Genomic DNA, 18209 nt, shown 5'->3' on the forward strand with positions numbered 1-18209 from the left:
GCCCACCCCTGGGCACCCGTCCTCGACAGCGTTCCCGCGACCGTGCTGCGCACCCTGCTCCTGCTCGGCGCCCACCCCGCGGAGCAGGCGGCCGCCGCCGCCGAGGCCGCCGCCCGCCCGGACCCGCACGCACCGGCCCGGCTCCGGGCCTGCGTACGGGAGGCGCTGCGCCTCTACCCGGCGGTCCCCGACCTCGTCCGCACCACCCGCACCGAGACCGTGTGGCGGGGCGTGCACCACCCGGCCGGGACGCGCGTCCTGCTCCCCGCCCACTTCCACCAGCGCGACGCGGAACACGTCCCCGCCGCCCACGTCTTCGTCCCCGGACGGTGGAAGACGCCCGGGGCGGAGGAGGACCTCCGGATGGCCCCCTTCGGCCACGGGTCCGGCCGCTGCCCCGGCGAACGCCTGGGCCTGCTGATCACCACCGCACTGTGCGCCGAGGTGCTGCGCCGCAGCCGCATCACCGGCATCCGGCCGGTCCTCGACCCGCACGGGCCGCTGCCCGCGGTCCTCGACCCGCGCGGCATCCGGCTCACCCTCACCCGTCGCTGACGCACCGCCGGCGACGCCCTCCCCGCCACCGACTCCCCGCGAGGATCCCATGTCCGACGCCGTGACCTCCTCCGCGTCCACCGCACCGGACGCCGAGCTGCTGGGCGCCGTGTGCCGCGAACTCGCCGAGGCCGCCGACGCCGTCGCCGAGGCCGCCCGCTTCGCCACCGAACTCGCCCTGCGGCCCCGCTTCCCCGCCCGCCGGCCCGGCAGGCCCCGCACCGCCGGCGCCGGCCCCCGCAGGCCCGGCGGACACCGCCGGAGCCGGCGCGCCCGCCGCGCCCTGCTGCGCACCCTCACCGACCCCGCCGGCCTGGGATGGGCCCCGCGCGGCCGCGGCGTCGCCCGGGCCGGCTGGCTCGCGGGCGTCCTCACCGGCCGGGAGAGCCTCGCCGTCAGCCTCGCGGTCTGCGGATTGAAGGCCCGCATCCGCGCCGCCGGACTGGACCGCGCCGGACTGCTCGCCGACCCGGACGGGGCGGCCATCCTGCGCGCCGTGGACGAGGACCGGCAGGCGGCCGCCGTGCGGGGCTTCCGCCGCGTCATGCGGGAGCAGGGCGCGGAGCGGGCATTCGCGCTGCTGACACCCTCGTTCGCCGACCTGTTCGCGTGGAACGCGCTGACGGACGCGAACCCGTTCAACGACCACGCCGGCTGGCAGGTCGCGACCGGGCGCGCGGTGACCGCCGAACCGCTCCAGGGGCTCGGGGCCGCCGTACGCGCCTTCTTCGACCGCGGCGGCGGGCGCGCGAACGGCCCCCGGCGGGGGAGGGCGCGGCGCCGCCGCACCCCGGCCGGCGCAGCCGCGGCCCCCAGGTCGGGCCACCGCGGCTGCGTGCACACCCTCGGCCTCATCGGCACCGGCGGCCTGCTCCTCGTCCAGCCCTGGCGGGCCAGGTGACGGCCGCGCCCCGGCTCCGGGCGGCCGCACCGGACCCCGCCGACGGCCTGCGCGCCCACTGCGAGGCGCTGCGCGCGCACGCGGACCGGCTGCGGGCCGCCGCCGGGGAGCTGGAGCGGCAGGGGCCGCCCGCGGCGCCGTTCCGCGCCGAGGTCGCGGCCCTCGCCGAGCGCTGCTCCACCGCGGCGGACGGGCTGGCCCTGGCCGCGGCACGGCTCCAGGACCGCTGAAGGCTGCCGCCCAGGGAGTTCAGGAGGACCGGAAGCGGTCGCTCCACGCGGCGGCGAGCGCCGCCAGAGCACGGGCCGCCGTCTCCTCGGGGGTGCCGGAGACGTCGACGACGGCACCGGGCTCGTCCGGACCGAGCGGCTCCAGCGCCGCGAACTGCGAGTCCAGCAGGGCGGCGGGCATGAAGTGCCCGGTGCGCGCCGCCATCCGGTCCCGGATCAGCCGGCGGTCGCCGGCGAGGTGCACGAAGACGGCCTCGGGAACGGCCGCACGCAGCCGGTCGCGGTAGGCGCGCCTGAGCGCCGAGCAGGACACCACGGCGCCGGTGCCGGGGGGCCGCTCGCGCAGCCGGGCGGCGATGGCGTCGAGCCACGGCCGGCGGTCCTCGTCGTCCAGCGGGATCCCGGCGGTCATCTTCGCGACGTTCACCGGCGGGTGGTGGTCGTCGCCCTCCGCGAACGGGACGCCGAGCGCCTCCGCGAGGAGCCCCCCCACGGTCGTCTTCCCGGTACCGGCCACGCCCATGACGACCACGACGCGCCCACCGCCCGCCGTGCTCACCGGGCGGCCGCGTCCAGGGCGCCGGCCCGTTGCCGGAGGCCGGCGGCGAGGTCGTCCCGGTCGGGTCCGTGCAGGTGGAGGCTGTCCGCCGCCTCCCGCATCAGCGCCGGCTCGTCCGGCCTCCGGAGGAGGACGAGCCGGTACGCGAGGTTGCGGATCCGCACGGGCAGGTACCCGTCGACCAGGTGCGGGGAGAGCTGCCTCGGCATGTCCGGGATCGCCTCGGCGTCCGCGAACGTCAGCTCCTCGAGGAAGTGGGCCTCATCGTGCCCGCGGTCGCACGGCGGTGCCGCCCGGTACTCGTCCCGGAAGAGGCAGCGGGCATGTTCCGTCAGGGTGGTGTGCACGCGCCCGAGCGTACGGCGCCGTGCTCCGCCGGAGGAGTCGGGGCGCCGGCCCTGCCGGAGGGCCGGCGCCCCGAAGGCGCGCGCCGTGTCAGGCGCTCACCCCTGCGCCGCGGCGTTGCGCGGGGTGGTCTGCTGGACGGACCAGCGGTTGCCGTCCGGGTCGCTGAAGTAGACGAACGACCCCCAGGGCAGGTCCTGGATGCCGGTCGTCTCCACCCCGCGTCCCCTGAGGTCGGCGTGGGCCTCCTCGATGTCCTTGACGACGACCTGCAGGTTGTCGAGCGACCCCGGGGCCATGTGGGTGAGGCCCCGCCCCACCGCGATCGAGCAGGCCGACCCGGGCGGGGTCAGCTGCACGAACCGGATGTCGTCGCTGACCGTGACGTCGTGGTCGGCGTGGAAGCCGACCTGCTCGTAGAAGGCCTTCGCCCGGTCGACGTCGGTGACGGGGACGGCGACCAGTTCCAGCTTGATGTCCATCGCTCACTCCATGCGTGGGGGATCGGGGTCCTTGCGGCATCATGCGCCGCCGGCCGGCCCGCCGCCCGGCGGCGGGCCGGCCGGGGGGGCCGGGGGGCCCGCGGCCGCGCCGCCGGTCACACGGCGGCCGGGGCGCCCTCGCCCGCCGCGAACTGGGTCCGGTACAGCTCCTCGTACCGCCCGCCTTCCGCGAGCAGTTCGGCGTGCGTGCCGCGCTCCAGGATCCGGCCGTCCTCGACGACCAGGATCAGGTCCGCCGCCTGAACCGTCGAGAGCCGGTGCGCGATGACGACGGCGGTCCGCCCGGACAGCGCCTCGGCGAGGGCGTCCTGCACGGCGGCCTCCGAGGTGGAGTCCAGGTGCGCGGTGGCCTCGTCGAGGATGACCACCCGCTGCCGGGCCAGCAGCAGGCGGGCGATCGTCAGCCGCTGCCGCTCGCCGCCCGACAGCCGGTACCCGCGCTCCCCGACGATCGTGTCCAGGCCGTCCGGGAGCGCGGCGACCAGGTCGTCTAGCCGGGAGCGGCGCAGGGCCTCCCACACCTCCTCCTCGGTCGCGTCCGGCCGGGCCAGCAGCAGGTTCGACCGGACGGACTCGTGGAAGAGGTGGCCGTCCTGCGTCACCATGCCGACCGTGTCCCGGATCGACTCGGCCGTCAGGTCCCGGACGTCGGTGCCGCCGATGCGTACGGCGCCCTCGTCGGCGTCGTACAGCCGCGGCAGGAGCTGGGCGATGGTCGACTTGCCGGCCCCGGAGGAGCCGACGAGGGCGACCATGCGGCCGGGTTCGGCACGGAAGGACACCTCGTGCAGCACCCGGGTGCCGCCGCGGCTGTCGAGCGCCGCGACCTCCTCCAGGGAGGCGAGGGAGACCTTGTCGGCGGAGGGGTAGCCGAAGGAGACCCGGTCGAACTCGACGGAGACGGGCCCGTCCGGGACTGCCACGGCGTCCGGCTTCTGCGCGATGAGCGGTTCGAGGTCGAGGATCTCGAAGACCCGCTCGAAGCTGACGAGGGCGCTCATCACCTCGACGCGCGCCCCGGCCAGCGCGGTCAGCGGGGCGTACAGCCGGGTCAGGAGCAGCGCGAGGGCGACGACGCTTCCGGCGTCGAGGCTGCCGCGCAGGGCGTGGTAGCCGCCGAGCCCGTACACGAGGGCGAGGGCCAGCGCCGAGACCAGCGTGAGCGCGGTGACGAACACCGACTGGGCCATCGCGGTGCGGATGCCGATGTCGCGGACCCGGCCGGCCCGGGCCGCGAACTCCGCGGACTCGTCGGCGGGCCTCCCGAACAGTTTGACGAGGGTGGCGCCCGGGGCGGAGAAACGCTCCGTCATCTGCGTGTTCATGGCGGCGTTCAGCGCGGCCGCCTCGCGCTGCATCGCCGCCATCCGCGTCCCCATCCGGCGCGCCGGCACGACGAACACGGGCAGCAGGAGCAGCGCCAGCAGGGTGATCCGCCAGGAGATGCCCAGCATGACGGCCAGGGCCAGCAGCAGGGTGACGGTGTTGCCGACGACCCCGGAGAGGGTGTTGCTGAACGCCCGCTGCGCGCCGATCACGTCGTTGCCGAGGCGGCTGACGAGCGCGCCCGTCCGGGTCCGGGTGAAGAACGCGACCGGCATGCGCTGCACGTGGTCGAAGACGGCGGTGCGCAGGTCGAGGATCAGGCCTTCGCCGAGCGAGGCCGACAGCCTCCGGGCGAGCAGCCCGAGCCCGGCCTCGGCGACGGCGGCGACGGCGATGAGCAGGGCCGCCCGGACCACGGTGGAGGCTTCCCGGCCGTCGACGACGGCGCTGACGACCCTGCCGGCGAGGATCGGGGAGGCCACCGCCAGCAGGGCGGTCACGCTGCTGAGGGCGAGGAACAGGCCGAGCCTGCGGCGGTGCGGGCGGGCGAAGGCGGCGATGCGGCGCAGGCTCGCCCGAGAGATCCGGCGGCGCTCCTGCCGGGCGTTGACCATGCCGTGCATCGAGGTCCAGGCGGTGACTTCCATGTCCATGCCTCGAACGCTAGGACCTCGATCTGACTTGAGGTCGACGCGTGGTACCAACCCGGCCTGCACCGGGCCCCGTTGAGGTGCGGCGACCGGGGCCGTGCGGAGTCGGGCCCGGCCCGCTCCCCACCCCTGCCGACCTGCCCATGGTCCACGGCGGATGCGTGCGATAGATTCGGCCACTGCTCCGGCACCTGCCACCGGAACCGACGATCCCCCGACCCCGCGAAGACAGGCTTCTCAATGAGCGACATCATCGACGGACTCGGCCGCACCAGCGCCTACGGCGCGCTCGGCCTGGTCCTGCTGATCCTCGGCATCGTGCTGGTGGACGTGCTGACGCCCGGGAAGCTTCCGAAGCAGATCTGGGAGGAGCGCAACCGCAACGCGGCGATCACGCTCAGCTCGGCGCTCCTCGGCATCGGCGGCATCGTCTTCACCTCGATCTGGACGACGTACGACGACTTCGGCAAGGGCCTGATGTCCACGGCAGCGTTCGGCCTGCTCGGCCTGGTCCTGATGGCGATCGCGTTCGTCGTCCTGGACTGGGTCACCCCCGGCAAGCTCGGTGCCATAGTGGTCGACCCGGAGCCGCACCCGGCGGTGTGGGTGACGGCCTGCTGCAACCTGTCGGTGGCCGCGATCGTCGCCGCCTCCATCGCCTGAAGCCCGGCGGACCGCACGGGCAGAGCGCCGCCCCCGGCAGGGGAGCGGCGCTCTCGCACGTCCGGGCCCGCCCGCCGGTCCGGTGGCGTCAGGCCAGGCCCAGCGCGAACACCCCGAAGCCCGCCGCCAGCAGGGCCGCGGCCGCCCGCCACGCCGCCGACACCCGCGTCCACGGCTCCTCGAACCGCCGCGCGTACCGGGCGATCAACACCAGCAGCAGCGCGAACACCGGCAGCCACAGCGCCCGCGCCGCGATCCAGGCCACGCCGTCGGGGGCCGTCGTCAGCCCGGGCACCCCGCCCGCGAACGCCGCGCCGGGCACGGCCGCCGCCAGCATCGCCGTCTGGTGCCAGCACAGCACCGTCATGGCGCACAGGTTGACCGCCACCACCGGCGCCCAGAGGGCGGGCCGGGCCAGCAGCCGCGCCAGCCGCTCCCGCAGCAGCACCGCCGCACCGGACTGCGCCGCGGCCAGGGCGAGCACGAGAAGGGACGGCGGGTGCGAGTTCGTCCGCGCCGCCCCCGGCACGCCGACCATCGACACCGGGTAGTGGAAGACCAGCAGCAGCACCGCGAACAGCGCCGCCCCGCCGGCCAGCAGCAGCCTCGCGCCCCGCCGCCCGATCCGCCCCTCGCCCCACGCGACGCCCAGCTGGTAGGCGAACAGCCAGCCCGGCAGCACGTTCAGCACCGCCACCCAGCCGGGCACCGACGCGGCGAACGGCCCGTACCGCAGGAAGTCCACCACGGCCACCGAGGCGAGCAGCGGGGCTGCCGCCCACCCGCCGAGGCGCCGCGCGGCCCGCACGCAGTACGGGGTCAGCGCCGTCACGACCAGGTACACGCCGACGAACCACAGCGGCTGCACCACGAGCGTCGCCGCGGTCCGCAGCGTCGCCTCCGGCACACCGGCGGCGTAGAGGACCGGCGCGGCGACCGCCCACACGGCGGCGACCCCCAGCACCGGCCGCCCCAGCCGGGCGGCCCGTCCGCGCAGCCACGCCCCGCCCGAGCCCGGGCGCCGGCGGTACGACAGCACCGACGCGTATCCGCCGACCAGGAAGAAGACACCGAGCATCTGCAGCACCCAGCTCGCCGGCGCCAGCGCACCGACCGCCGACAGGGGGCTGGCGTTGTGCAGGCCGCCCTCCGCGTCGCGGGTGAACCCGCCGAGCAGCCAGTGCCCGACGGGCACGGCCAGCAGGGCCAGCGCCCGCAACCCGTCCACGGCCCGGTCCCGGTGCGCCGGCGTACGCCGGTCGATGCGCTCGGCGGCCCGCCGGAAGGCGGCCGCGGCGACCGGGCTCACCGGGCACCGCCCCGCGCGATCGAGGCGAACGCCGCCAGCGTGCCCGTACCCGGGACGAGGTAGCCGCTGTGGCCGCGGACGTCGCCGGCGGGCACCCGCCGGGCACCGAACCCGGCAGAGACCGGGTCGGCGCCGTGGCCCAGCCCGGCGAACCGGACGTTCGGCACGTCCGCGATCCAGTCGGACGGCCCCCGCGCCGCCCACACGCGGGCGCCGGTGCGCAGCCCCGCCGCCGACCCGGCGCGCAGCCCGGGAGAGCCGAAGACCACCACGTCCGCGGCGTCCGTGTCCCGCACCGCCAGGCCGCACACCACCGAGCCGTAGCTGTGGCAGAACAGCACCGGATCGGGCGCCCCGACCGCGTCCAGTCCCCGGGCGAACCGCACCAGCCGCGCCGCCCCCGCCTCCGCGAGCCGGCCGGTCGCCGCGTCCAGTCCCACCCCGACGGGCGTGGTGTACCCGACCCAGGCCACCACCGCCGTGTCCTCCCCGGCCGCCGCCCGCAGCGAACGGGCCATGCCGGCCGGGCCGGTGTACGGGGCCCGGCCCGCCTCGTCGTGTGTGGCGGCGTCGCTGTCGGAACCCGGTACCACCACGGCGACGTGCCGTGCCCGCTCCAGATCCCCGAACACCTCGGCGACCAGGCCGCGCCCGCGCGGGTCGAAGGCCAGCACCTGCCGCCGCGGCGACGCGAACGCCGCCCACCGGGCCTCGCCCGTCGCGAGGGCGGCCCGCCGGTTCGCCTCGTACCGCAGGGTTACGGGCGCCCCGTCGAGGTTGCCGAGCACCAGCGGGTGGCGGCGGAGCAGCTCCTGCCGTCCCGCCCCGTCCAGCCCGGCGAAGAACCGGGCCACCTCCTGCGGTGAGGCCGCCGCCGGATCCGGCAGTGCACGCCCCGACACCGTGTCGGCCCGCCAGGCGGAGGCACCCGGCGGCGGGCCGGAGACCACCGCCTGCCGGTCCTCGCCCGCGGCCCAGCCGGCGCTGCCCGCCACCACGGCCGACGCCAGTGCGGCCGCAGCCATGGTCCTCGCGAAGCGGCCCATGTCCCCATCCCCTTTCCTCGTGGTGCCGAGGAAGGTAGGAAGGAGGTGCCGGCGGGCACGTCAGACCGGGGAGCCAACCCGTATGTCATACCCCGGTAGGGGGTGGAGGAGGCGCCGGGGCGGCGGGACCGCCGGCGGGATCAGCGCGCGCCGCCCGGACGCACCAGTCCCGCCTCGTACGCGAAGACCACCGCCTGCGCCCGGTCCCGCAGGTCCAGCTTGGCCAGCACCCGCCCGATGTGCGTCTTCACCGTCTGCTCGGCCACCACCAGGCTCCCCGCGATCTCCTGGTTCGACAGGCCCCGGGCGATCAGCTCCAGCACCTCCGTCTCACGGGGCGTCAGCCCGTTCAACCGGAGTGCGGGGTCCTTCCGCGGCGCCGGCCGCTGCTGCACGAAATCCGCGATGAGCCGCCGCGTCACCGACGGCGCCAGCAGCGCCTCGCCGGCCGCCACCACCCGCACCGCCGAGATCAGGTCGGCGGGCGGCGCGTCCTTCAGCAGGAACCCGGACGCCCCGGCCCGCAGGGCCTCGTACACGTAGTCGTCGATGTCGAAGGTGGTCAGCATCAGCACCTTCGGCCGGTGCACCACCCCGGGCGGCGGATCGAGGATCTCCCGCGCCGCGCCGAGCCCGTCCAGCTCCGGCATCCGCACGTCCATCAGCACCACGTCGGGCCGCGTCGCCCGGGCCACGTCGACGCCCCGGCGCCCGTCCGCGGCCTCGCCCACCACGTCGATGTCGGACTGCGCGGACAGCAGGGCGGCGAACCCCGCCCGCACCATGGCCTGGTCGTCGACGATGATCACTCGGATGGTCAACTGGCTTCCTCGGTGGGCGCGTCAAGGGGCAGGCGGGCGGCGACCCGGAAGCCGCCGTCGGGCAGCGGACCGGTGTCCAGCGTGCCTCCCGTCAACCGTACGCGCTCCCGCATCCCCACCAGCCCGTGCCCCGTCCCGCCGCCCGAGTCCTCCACCGCCGCTGCGCCGCCCTCCGACGGCCCGTTGGCGACGACGACGAGCACCTGCCGGGCGTCGTGCGTCACCGACACCCGGGTCCGCGCCCCCGGAGCGTGCCGCACCACGTTCGCGAGGGCCTCCTGCACGATCCGGTACGCCGACAGGTCCACGGCCGGCGGCGCAGCCCGCTCCGCGCCGGCCGCCAGCGACAACTCCACCGGCTGCCCGGCCCGCACCGTCGCCTCCACCAGCTGCCGGATCCGGCCGATCCCCGGCTGCGGGGCCCGCTCCCCGTCCGCCCCGCCGCTGCCCGCCCCGTCGCTGCGCAACACCGACAGCAGCCGCCGCATCTCGCCCAGCGACTCGCGCGCACCGGCCGCGATCGCCGCGAACTCCTCCCGCACCGGCTCCGCCATGCCCGGCAGCCGGTACGGCGCCGACTCCGCCTGCACCGTGATCACGGACATGTGGTGCGCCACCACGTCGTGCAGCTCGCGGGCGATGCGCGCCCGCTCCTCCAGCAGGGTCCGCCGCGCCCGCTCCGCCTCGCTGATGCTCTCCTGCTCGGCGATCCGCCGCTGGGCGTCGCCGAGTCCGCGCAGCACCCCGGCCAGCGCGAGCAGGCACCCGGCCAACACGAACAGCAGGGCGGTGGTCTGGGACACCCCGTCCGGCGCCGCGAAGCCCAGCGCGACGCCGACGGCGCCGGTCGCCAGCCACACCCCGACCATGGTCCGCGCCGGTTCGCGCAGCCCGAGGAACACCATCAGCGCCAGATAGCCGACGACGGTCATCGGCGGCCACGGCCAGGAGTGGCCCGCGACCCGGTCGGCGCCCGTCAGCACCAGCGCCCCCACCGTGTCGGCGCCCAGGACCAGCGCCCACGCGGGCAGCGGCCGGGACACGGCCAGCAGCAGCGGCACCGTCTGGGCCACGCCGAGCGCACCCGCCCAGCCGCCGTCCAGCCCGTAGTCGCCGAGGAGGACGGTGATCGTCACCGGCAGCAGCGACGCGACGAACCCGGCGGCGACGGCGTACGGCAGCATCCGCTGCCACGCCTTCGGGGCCTGCGCGAACAGCGGCTCGCCGGGGCGGGCCGGCGCACGCAGCACCGCCGCGAACCGCCCCGGCCCGCGCGGCGGGGGACCGGAGCCCGGCCCGGAGCCCACCGCGGCGGGTTGCAGGAGGCGACGGGAGGGACGGGGGGTACGGGAGGTACGGGAGAGGCGGGAGGTGCTGCGTGGCTCGTCGTGGCGATCACTCATGGTCCGACCAGCCTATGCGCCGCCGCCCGCGTCTCGCGTGCGTCGCACCAGCCCCTGGGGACACGCCAGTTGTCCGAAAACACCACCCGTCCCAGCTCGCTGCCCGGCAGACTGAACCCCGTGAAGGAATCGAACACGGTGACGGCCTCCGTCACGCTCGGCCTGCTCGCCGCGTGGGCCCTCCACGACGCCGAAGAGGTCGTGGCGATGGGCCGCTGGTCCCGCGAGCACGTGCCCGTACTGCGCGAGCGCCGCCCCGGCCTGCTGCCCGACCGCGTCTGGGACCGCCTCGGCTCCGTGGACGGCCGCGAGTTCGCGGCGGCCGTCGGCGTGATGGCCCTCGTGGTCGGCGCGGCAGCGGCCGACGGCCACCGCACGGGCGGCCGGTCCGCCTTCTACCAGGCCTCGCTGACCGGCTTCGGACTGCACGGCCTCGTCCACCTGGGACAGGCCGCAGCCGTCCGCGGCTACACGCCGGGCGTGGTGACCTCGCCGCTGATCGTGGTCCCGTTCAGCCTGTGGGCCCGCGGCAGGCTGCGCCGCGCCGGAGTGCTCCGGCCCACCCGGCCCCGGGACGCACTGCGGGGCCTCGCGCTCGCGGGCGCCGCCGCCGCGGGCGCGAACATCGCGGGCCGGGTGCTGCTGCGCAGACTCCGCGCCACCCGCTGAGCACGGAGGGCCGGCCCTCGTCCGGACGGCTCCGGCACCCGGTGAGCCGCGCACTCGGCAGAGCCCGCCCGCGCGAGGAGCAGCTGCGGCCGATCGCTCCGGAGGCCGCGCCGGAGCACCGGAGGCCCGGCCGCGCCGCCCCGGCGCCGGACGATCCGGGGACCCCCGGTCGTTCCCCGGACCGGGGGACGCTCGTTGAGGCGGCATGGAGCAGTTGCCGATCACCGCGGCGCCCGGTGTCGGGGAGCGGGCCGACGCCGCGGCCGATGCCGCGTGCCACCTCTACGACGCCGTCGCGCCCTGGAGCGGCTCCGGGGCCGGCGGGTGGAGCCGTACGGCGGCCGAGGACGCCGCCGAGGCCATCGAGACGACCGCGCACGCGCTGGCACACGCCCACCCCCGTGCGGAGGTCATCCTGGCGCCCGTCCACGCCGCCCTCGCCGACCTGCGCCGGCAGCTCGCCCTGCCGCCCGCCGACCCGCTGATTGCGGAGCAGGCCCCGGCCCTGCCCCGCTCCGTCGGCAACCCGCGGCGGACCCGGTGGGTGCGGGTCGTCACCCCGACGCTGCCCCGGCAACCGCCTGTCGGTACAACGTCCTGACCTCCGCGCCGAAGTACGGGCTGTAGGAGGTGTCGGCGGTGTCCCCGCCGGTCTTCCAGCCGCCGATCACGCCCACCACGTCCCCGGTCTCGGTCCGCTTGTCGAAGCGCGTCAGGAACGGGCCGCCGCTCGTCCCGCCCGGGTAGCCGGTGCAGTCGATCCGCAGGAACGATCCGGGGATGCCCGGATCGGAGCTGGTGAAGCGCGTCGTGCGGTTCACGCACAGCCGGGGGCGCGCGGCGGAGGCCGGATAGCCGATCAGCGTCACCTGCGGGTGCGCGAACGGCCCGCCCGTCACCAGGCGGTTGCCGCCGACGACGTCCTCCACTTTGAAGCCGTCCGCGTCCGGCCCGACCTGCGCGAACGCCACGTCCAGCGTGGCCGCCAGGTCCGCGCCCATGCTCCGGTAGCGGGGGTCGATCCACACCTTCGACCGGCCCTGCGCGTCGCGGAGCACCGGGAACATGCCGTACGGCTGCGGGTTCTCGGCCGTGTACCGGGGGACGAAGGCCACCTGCCGGGCGTCCGTGCCGAGCAGGCAGTGGGCGGCGCTCAGCACGAGGTTCCGGCCGGGGGAGGAGACCACGCTCGCCGTGCAGAAGTAGGCGCCGCCTCCCTTCATGACGAACATGCGGCCGACCGACGGGATCCCGTCGAAGTCCTTGCCCGTGCCCGGTTCGGCCGCCGCGGCGGCCGCGGCCGGCCCGGCCGGGTTGACGGGGGCCGCCGACGCCATGCGGTCGGCCGTCCAGAACCGTTCCGCCTCCTCGGCGGACCAGCGGCCGGTCGCGGCGGGCCGGCCGCTGCCGGCCTCGGCCACGGGCGTCGGCCCGCCGGGCAGCAGCAGGGCGGCCACCAGCGCCGCCACCGTCAGCGTTCGTCGCATGCAGGACTCCTCGGTGCTCCTCGTTCAGACGGCCTGGGGGAAGCGGAACAGCCGGTCGGGGTCGCGGGCGCGCCGCACCGCCTCCAGCCGGGCGAGGTTCGGCCCGTAGTACGCCGTGCGCCAGTCCCGCAGCCCCGGGTCGGGGTAGTTCTGGTACGCGCGCCCGCTCGCCCAGGGGCGCAGGTCCTGCCAGAGGCGGTCGAGCCACGCCAGGTGGCGGGCCGTCTCGGCCGCGGCGGCGGTGGCCGGCCAGTAGGCGAGGTACTGGGCGAGGAAGGCGCTGTCGCGGTGGGCGAACGCGGTGGCGCCCGCCGCCGGCCGGTTCAGGGCGCCGCCGCACTCGCCGGTGAACTGCACGACCCCGGCACCGCCGGGCGGCACCCGGTCCGCGTACGACCGCACGGCGGCCAGCACGGTGGCGATGCCGGCGGCGGGCAGTCCGGCCGCGGGCCAGAAGTCCGAGCGGGCCCCGTACGACTCGCGGGCGACCCTGCCCGCGGGGGAGCGGCCCGGCAGCCTGCCGGGCAGCCGGCACTGCTCGGCGGTGTCCTGCCCGCAGCCGGACATCTCCCGCAGGGTGTCCCCGTATCCGCGCACGGTCGTGCGGACGTCCTGCGGGGGGCGGCCGACGAGGGCGGCGAGCCGGTCCAGCCGGCGGTCGAGCTCGGCGGGACCGTCCAGGCACAGGACGCGGACGGCCGGCGGCGCGGGCGGGCCGCCGTCGAGGAGGAACTCGATACGGCTCCAGAACGGTTCGGGCAGGTCCGCCAGCCAGCGCTGCCAGCCGTGCAGCAGCGCCGCGCTGTCGCCGTCCGCCCAGCGGAGCTCGGCGAGGGCGCAGTCGGGGGCCGGGTGGGCCGCGAAGCGGAACTCGGTGACGACGGCGAAGTTGCCGCCCCCGCCGCCGCGCAGGGCCCAGAACAGATCCGGGTCGGCGCCTTCGCCGACCTCCCGGACGCGGCCGTCCGGGAGGTCGGCGGTCGCGCCCGTGAGCCGGTCGCAGGTGGCCCCGTAGGCGCGGGAGGAGGGCCCGAGGCCGCCGCCGAGGGTGAGCCCGGCGATGCCGACGGTGGGGCACAGCCCGGTCGGGATGCCCAGGCCGCGCGCGGCCAGGGTGCGGTTCACGTCGCCGATGCGGGCGCCGGCCCCGATGCGGACGGCCGTCCCCTCGGCGGCGCTTCCCTCGACGGCGGTCCGGTCGAGGGCGCCGAGGTCGACGACGAGCCCGCCGGCGCGGGTCGACCACCCGGCGTAGCTGTGGCCGCCGCCGCGGGGGACGACGGGCACGCGGGAGCGGCGGGCGAAGTCCAGGCAGGCGGCGACGTCGCCGGCGTGCGCCGGGTACGCGACCGCGGCCGGGGCGATGCCGTCGTAGCGCGGCTGGAAGAGCTGCCGGGCCTCCGGGTAGTCCGGGTCGCCCGGGAGGACCACGCGGCCGTCGAGCCCGCGGGCGAGGGCCGCGCAGTCCGGGCCGCGGGAGGAGCCGGCCGCCGCGGGCCGGCCCGCGGCGACGGCCGCGAGGACCGCGGCGGGCGCGCTGCCGAGGAGCCGGCGTCGGTGGAGGGCCATTCCTCCTTCCTGCCATCGCCCGCGCCGATCCCGGCGCAGGCGGCCCCGGGCCCGCCGCACAGCCCCCCCGAACGGCCCATGCCGCGGCCGGTCGGGCGTACGGCGGCCCGCCGGCCGGGTCCCGTCCGGCGGATCAGGGACGCGGCCCCGGCCCGGATCCGCCGGACGGGGTCCGAGCGGCGGGGGAGGCCTTGCGGGCCAGGAGGAAGCACTGCGGGCAGTCCTCGCCGGCCTCGGGCTGCCGGACGAGGCGGGCCGACTCCGCCAGCCCGGCCTCGGACAGAAGTTCGGCGACCCGGTCCGGCTGCATGCGGTGGACGGTCAGGTCGACGGCGTGACCGTAGGCGCGGTCGAGGCGCACCAGGCCCTCGCCCGCCCCGAAGGCGAGCAGCAGGTGCCCGCCGGGAGCCAGGACACGGGCGAACTCGCCGAACAGGGACGGGAGTTCCTCCGGCGGGGTGTGCAGGGTGGAGTTCCATGCCACGGCCCCGCCGAGGGCGCCGTCCGCCGCGTCCAGGGCGCCCATCGCGCCCACCTCGAACCGCAGCCCCGGGTGGCTCCGCCGCGCCACCGCCACCATGGCGGGCGAGAGGTCCACGCCGAACGCCCGCACCCCGAGCCGGTTCAGGTACGCCGTGATCCGGCCCGGCCCGCAGCCGAGGTCCGCGACCGCCGGGCCCGCCGCCCCCCGCGGTGCCCCGGCCCGTACCGATTCGGCGAACGCCGCGAGCAGGGCCCGGTCGAGCGGTCTGCCGTCCAGGGCCGTCCCGAGCAGCCGGGCGCAGTCGACGGCGACGGCGTCGTAGGACGCCCGTACGGAGCTCAGGTACGCGGTCTCGCTCATGCCCCCGGAGACTAGCCCGCCCGGACTGCCCGCTCACCCCCCCCAAGGGGGTTGTCCAGGGCCGTCCACCGGTCGCCCGGGACCTCCGGGCTCAGCCGCATCAGGGTCAGGGCCTTCGCCGGCAGCGGGTCCGCCAGCAGCGCCGCCGTGTCGTCCGTGGCGGGCAGCTCCGGTGCCGCCGCGGCCAGGACCCGGCCGAGGGCCTCCGCCGAGCCGGCGGTCGCCGCGAGGGCGCCCGCGACGAGGGAGCCGAACAGCTTCCGGCGCAGTGCGACCGGGTCGTCGGTCACCAGCCGGCCCGCGACCGGCGGCGCCGCGATGCCGTGCCGGGCGAGCCGGGCCGGGCTGATCCGCACGTCGGCGAGGTCCCGGTAGACCAGCCGCAGCGGCTCCCCGCCGGGGGAGAGGACGACGAGCAGGTTCTGCCCGTGCGCCTCCAGGGCCACCCCCAGCTCCAGCACCCGCAGGCACACCGGCAGCGCGAGGCGCGCGAAGCGGGCCTGCCAGTGGGCCGATCGGGCGAACGGGGCGATGGCCAGTGCCGCGACCGGCACGACCTGCTCGCCGGCCGCGGCGTCCGCGTACGCCTCCGGGGGCTCGCGCAGCACCGCGGCCAGGTCCGGGCCGTGGGCGGTGACCGCGGCGAGCGTCCGGGTGAAGTGCAGCCGCCCGTCCAGCCGGGCGGCGAGCTCCTGGGCGAACGCCGACACCGCGGCGGCCGTCTCCACCGAGTAGCGGGAGATGTCCCGGACGGAGGAGGTGAGCCGGGTGCTCAGCGCGGTCTTGACGTGCGGCCCGCCGCCGACCGGGCTCAGGGTGCGCAGGGCCATCAGCGGGTGGTGGGCCGCGGCGCCCGGCAGCGGGACCCGGTCCGCCTGCTTCAGGACGTGCTCGGCCTGCCACGGGTGCACGGGCAGCAGGATCCGGCCGCCCTGGCGCAGCCGCGCCGGCCACTCGCCCGTGACCAGGCATTCCGCGGCCGGCACGGGCACCGCGGCGAGCTCCACGACCGGCCGGTGCTCCGGCGCGTACGCCAGCTGCTCGGCCACCGTGAAACCGGGACGGGATCGGCAGTTGGGGTGGTACGGGTGGCCGTCGACGATCCGCTGCTCCCACTCCCAAGCGGCCGCCGGTGCCTCCTCGGGCCCCTCCGGCCGGTCGGCCAGGGACAGCGCCAGCGAGGCCGTGCTGTCGTCCAGCTCCGCGGCGAACGCCTCGCCGTGCGGCACGCCCAGCGCCCTCACGAGCCGTCCCGCCTGCGAGAACACCGACCCGTCGAGGCGGAGCCCGGTGACGTGCGGCGCGGTGGCGTACGGGTCCGCCGGCGGGCCCTCCAGGCGCCGGCCGTCGGCGAGCAGCACGGCCGTGCCGCCGGGCCCCCGCTCGCGGCGCACCACCCACGGCAGGGGTTCGGCGGCCAGGGCCCGCCAGAGCCGGGTCAGCACGGCGGCCCGGGCGCCGCCGAGCGCCGCCCCGTACGCGGCGACCAGGTCGGGGCGCACCTCGGCCAGTTCGGCGGAGACGGCCTCCTCGGCCGGGGAATCGGGGAGGTTCATGCTGGGGTGCGACACCCTGTTCCTCTCACGGGACGTTGTGGTGATCACGTCATCATCGCGGATACTGAAGATCACGGCCGGGGACGCGCGCAGCGGACCTCCGGCACACAGGATGGACCCGAATGGAATCCGTGGACCTCAACGCCGCAGCCGACGAACTCTCCGCAGCCCCCCTGCTCAACTGCCTGCTCAGGGAGGCGGCCGACCCCGAAGGCGGAGGTGTCCACCGGCTGCGCGCCACCGGGCGGCTGCTGCGGGTCCGCGGCGGCCGCCGGCCCGTGCGCCCCGAGCTGCGCACGCCGGAGGGATGGCGGTGCCTCACCCACAGCGAGCTGGTGAAGCTCACCGCCGACGAGCTGTACCGGTACACGGGCGTTCCGAACGACGAGCTGCCCGTCGAGATCGCCGACAGCCGCGCCGCCGTGGCCGCGCTGCTGGCCGCCCGCCGGGCCGCCGAGCCGCCGCAGGACGCGTACGTCCGCTCCGAGCAGGCCCTCGTCATGGGCCACCCCCACCATCCGGCCCCCAAGGCCCGCGGCGGGGCGCCGGCGGCCCGCTGGCTGCCGTACGCGCCGGAGGCGCACGGCCGGTTCCCGCTCGTCTTCCTCGCGCTGCGCGAGGACCAGGCCGCCGAGGAGGGCGGGGCCGCCGCGGCCGGCGCGGTCGACGCGCTGGCCGGCCTCCTGGACGGGCCGCGCCCGCCCGCCGGCTACCGCCTGCTGCCCGCCCACCCGTGGCAGCTGGAGTTGGTCTCGGGGTCGCCGGCGGTGCGGGCGGCGTTCGCCGACGGGCGGCTGCTGCGGCTGGGCGAGAGCCGCCTGCCGGCGTGGCCGACCGCCTCGGTCCGCACCCTGTACGTGCCCGGGGGAGGCGGGCCCGGCGGCGGGCCCGGCGACCTGTTCGTGAAGTTCAGCCTCGACGTGCGGATCACCAACGACGTCCGCCGGCTGTGGCGGCACGACCTGGTGAAGCTGCGCCGCACGGACGAGGCCGCCCGGGCCGGGTTCGAGGCGCTGCGCCGGGCCGGCTCGTCGGCGGCCTGGCTGTCCGACCGCGGCTACCGCACCGCCGTGTTCGCCTTCGAGGAGCTGGCGGTGCTGGTCCGCGACGGGCTGCGGCAGCACCTCGTGCCGGGCGCGGCGCCGGTGCTCGCGGCGGCCCTCGCGGAGGGGTACGAGGGCAGTCCGCTGGCCGCCGCGGCCGACCCGGAGGCCTGGTGGCGGGCGTATCTGCGCCATGTCGTGCCGCCGGCGCTGGAGCTGTTCGCCCGGCACGGCGTCGTGCTGGAGGCGCACGCGCAGAACACCGTGGTCGCGTTCGACGCGCACGGCATGCCCGTCCAGGCCCTGTTCCGCGACGCGGAGGGCGTGAAGCTGCCGGCGGAGGGGGACCGCGCGGCCGCCTGGCAGCGGCTGGTCTACTGCCTGGTCGTCAACCACCTGGGCGGGGTGGGGGCGGCGCTCGCGGAGGCGCACCCCCGGGCTGCCGGGGCGGTGTGGCCGGCGGTGCGCGAGGAGTTCCGGAGGCAGGCGGCCGAACGGGGCCTGCCCGAGGCGGCGGAGCTGCTGACGGCGCCGTCCCTGCCGGCGAAGACCAACCTGCTGCTGCGGTGGACCCGCGCCGACGGCGCGGACGCCCGCTACATCCCGCTGCCGAACCCGCTGCTGGCGGAAGGGAAGTAGCAGGGCGGCGGGATCCGGCCAAGGTGGAGGCGGGGCCCCTCTCCCGCCTCACCAAGAGGTATAGACCAATGCTACGTTGGTGGGGACCGCG

Annotated in this window: 19 protein-coding genes; 7 read left to right on the forward strand and 12 right to left on the reverse strand. The window is 77.1% G+C overall.

From position 1 onward, the window contains the following. The 3 genes from EF903_RS01185 to EF903_RS01195 all read left to right on the forward strand — a co-directional run. On the forward strand, positions 1-555 hold a 555-nt coding region (locus EF903_RS01185; protein WP_125540722.1), incomplete at its 5' end, for a cytochrome P450. 49 nt (positions 556-604) lie between these two features. After that, a complete protein-coding gene (locus tag EF903_RS01190) occupies positions 605-1456 on the forward strand; it encodes a hypothetical protein (protein ID WP_125540723.1) in 852 nt (283 codons plus the stop codon). Continuing rightward, positions 1453-1686, forward strand: coding sequence for a hypothetical protein (locus EF903_RS01195; protein WP_125540724.1), 234 nt, complete (start codon positions 1453-1455; stop codon positions 1684-1686). The genes EF903_RS01190 and EF903_RS01195 overlap by 4 nt, the downstream gene beginning before the upstream one ends. Before the next feature lie 19 nt (positions 1687-1705). Here the strand turns inward: EF903_RS01195 and EF903_RS01200 are convergent, their stop codons facing one another. From EF903_RS01200 to EF903_RS01215, 4 genes are all read right to left on the reverse strand, one after another. After that, the gene (locus EF903_RS01200; protein ID WP_125540764.1) at positions 1706-2209 is read right to left on the reverse strand and encodes a gluconokinase; all 504 of its coding nucleotides are present in this window, start codon (positions 2207-2209) and stop codon (positions 1706-1708) included. Positions 2210-2241: 32 nt separating this feature from the next. Continuing rightward, positions 2242-2592: a hypothetical protein gene (locus tag EF903_RS01205; RefSeq protein WP_125540725.1), complete on the reverse strand. Its 351-nt coding sequence runs from the start codon at positions 2590-2592 to the stop codon at positions 2242-2244. 96 nt (positions 2593-2688) lie between these two features. After that, complete coding sequence (locus EF903_RS01210; protein ID WP_125540726.1) at positions 2689-3072, reverse strand: VOC family protein; 384 nt, start codon at positions 3070-3072, stop codon at positions 2689-2691. A gap of 116 nt (positions 3073-3188) precedes the next feature. Beyond that, positions 3189-5072: an ABC transporter ATP-binding protein gene (locus EF903_RS01215; protein ID WP_125540727.1), complete on the reverse strand. Its 1884-nt coding sequence runs from the start codon at positions 5070-5072 to the stop codon at positions 3189-3191. A 237-nt stretch (positions 5073-5309) separates the two neighbouring features. On the opposite strand from EF903_RS01215, the gene EF903_RS01220 reads away from it, so the two are divergent. Next, positions 5310-5732, forward strand: coding sequence for a DUF350 domain-containing protein (locus EF903_RS01220; RefSeq protein ID WP_125540728.1), 423 nt, complete (start codon positions 5310-5312; stop codon positions 5730-5732). 88 nt (positions 5733-5820) lie between these two features. Here the strand turns inward: EF903_RS01220 and EF903_RS01225 are convergent, their stop codons facing one another. The 4 genes from EF903_RS01225 to EF903_RS01240 all read right to left on the reverse strand — a co-directional run bounded on the left by EF903_RS01225 (position 5821) and on the right by EF903_RS01240 (position 10311). Continuing rightward, positions 5821-7041 carry an acyltransferase gene (locus EF903_RS01225; protein WP_125540729.1) on the reverse strand — a complete coding sequence of 407 codons (1221 nt, stop codon included), beginning with the start codon at positions 7039-7041 and terminating at the stop codon, positions 5821-5823. Continuing rightward, complete coding sequence (locus EF903_RS01230) at positions 7038-8087, reverse strand: alpha/beta hydrolase (RefSeq protein WP_125540730.1); 1050 nt, start codon at positions 8085-8087, stop codon at positions 7038-7040. The genes EF903_RS01225 and EF903_RS01230 overlap by 4 nt, the downstream gene beginning before the upstream one ends. Before the next feature lie 140 nt (positions 8088-8227). Further along, a complete protein-coding gene (locus EF903_RS01235; RefSeq protein ID WP_125540731.1) occupies positions 8228-8908 on the reverse strand; it encodes a response regulator transcription factor in 681 nt (226 codons plus the stop codon). Further along, the gene (locus tag EF903_RS01240; protein ID WP_125540732.1) at positions 8905-10311 is read right to left on the reverse strand and encodes a sensor histidine kinase; all 1407 of its coding nucleotides are present in this window, start codon (positions 10309-10311) and stop codon (positions 8905-8907) included. The genes EF903_RS01235 and EF903_RS01240 overlap by 4 nt, the downstream gene beginning before the upstream one ends. Before the next feature lie 120 nt (positions 10312-10431). Between EF903_RS01240 and EF903_RS01245 the strand changes: the two genes are divergently transcribed. Together EF903_RS01245 and EF903_RS01250 are read left to right on the forward strand one after the other, a co-directional pair. Further along, on the forward strand, positions 10432-10980 hold the full coding sequence (locus EF903_RS01245; protein ID WP_260614693.1) for an HXXEE domain-containing protein: 549 nt from the start codon (positions 10432-10434) through the stop codon (positions 10978-10980). 205 nt (positions 10981-11185) lie between these two features. Continuing rightward, a complete protein-coding gene (locus EF903_RS01250; RefSeq protein WP_185902488.1) occupies positions 11186-11581 on the forward strand; it encodes a hypothetical protein in 396 nt (131 codons plus the stop codon). On the opposite strand, the gene EF903_RS01255 is transcribed toward EF903_RS01250, so the two are convergent. The 4 genes from EF903_RS01255 to EF903_RS01270 all read right to left on the reverse strand — a co-directional run bounded on the left by EF903_RS01255 (position 11535) and on the right by EF903_RS01270 (position 16436). Further along, positions 11535-12467: a trypsin-like peptidase domain-containing protein gene (locus EF903_RS01255; protein WP_125540733.1), complete on the reverse strand. Its 933-nt coding sequence runs from the start codon at positions 12465-12467 to the stop codon at positions 11535-11537. The genes EF903_RS01250 and EF903_RS01255 overlap by 47 nt on opposite strands. 24 nt (positions 12468-12491) lie before the next feature. Then, the gene (locus tag EF903_RS01260) at positions 12492-14036 is read right to left on the reverse strand and encodes an FAD-binding oxidoreductase (RefSeq protein ID WP_125540734.1); all 1545 of its coding nucleotides are present in this window, start codon (positions 14034-14036) and stop codon (positions 12492-12494) included. A gap of 133 nt (positions 14037-14169) precedes the next feature. Beyond that, positions 14170-14880 (reverse strand): class I SAM-dependent methyltransferase, encoded by a 711-nt coding sequence (locus tag EF903_RS01265; RefSeq protein WP_125540735.1) that lies wholly within the window; start codon positions 14878-14880, stop codon positions 14170-14172. 11 nt (positions 14881-14891) lie between these two features. Further along, entirely contained in the window at positions 14892-16436 is a 1545-nt protein-coding gene (locus EF903_RS01270) for an IucA/IucC family protein (RefSeq protein ID WP_125540736.1), read from the reverse strand. A gap of 122 nt (positions 16437-16558) precedes the next feature. Between EF903_RS01270 and EF903_RS01275 the strand changes: the two genes are divergently transcribed. Beyond that, positions 16559-18118 carry an IucA/IucC family protein gene (locus tag EF903_RS01275; RefSeq protein ID WP_125540737.1) on the forward strand — a complete coding sequence of 520 codons (1560 nt, stop codon included), beginning with the start codon at positions 16559-16561 and terminating at the stop codon, positions 18116-18118. Positions 18119-18209: the final 91 nt, after the last annotated feature.

The sequence above is a fragment of the Streptomyces sp. WAC05292 genome (assembly GCF_003949955.1).
GTDB lineage: Bacteria > Actinomycetota > Actinomycetes > Streptomycetales > Streptomycetaceae > Streptomyces > Streptomyces globosus.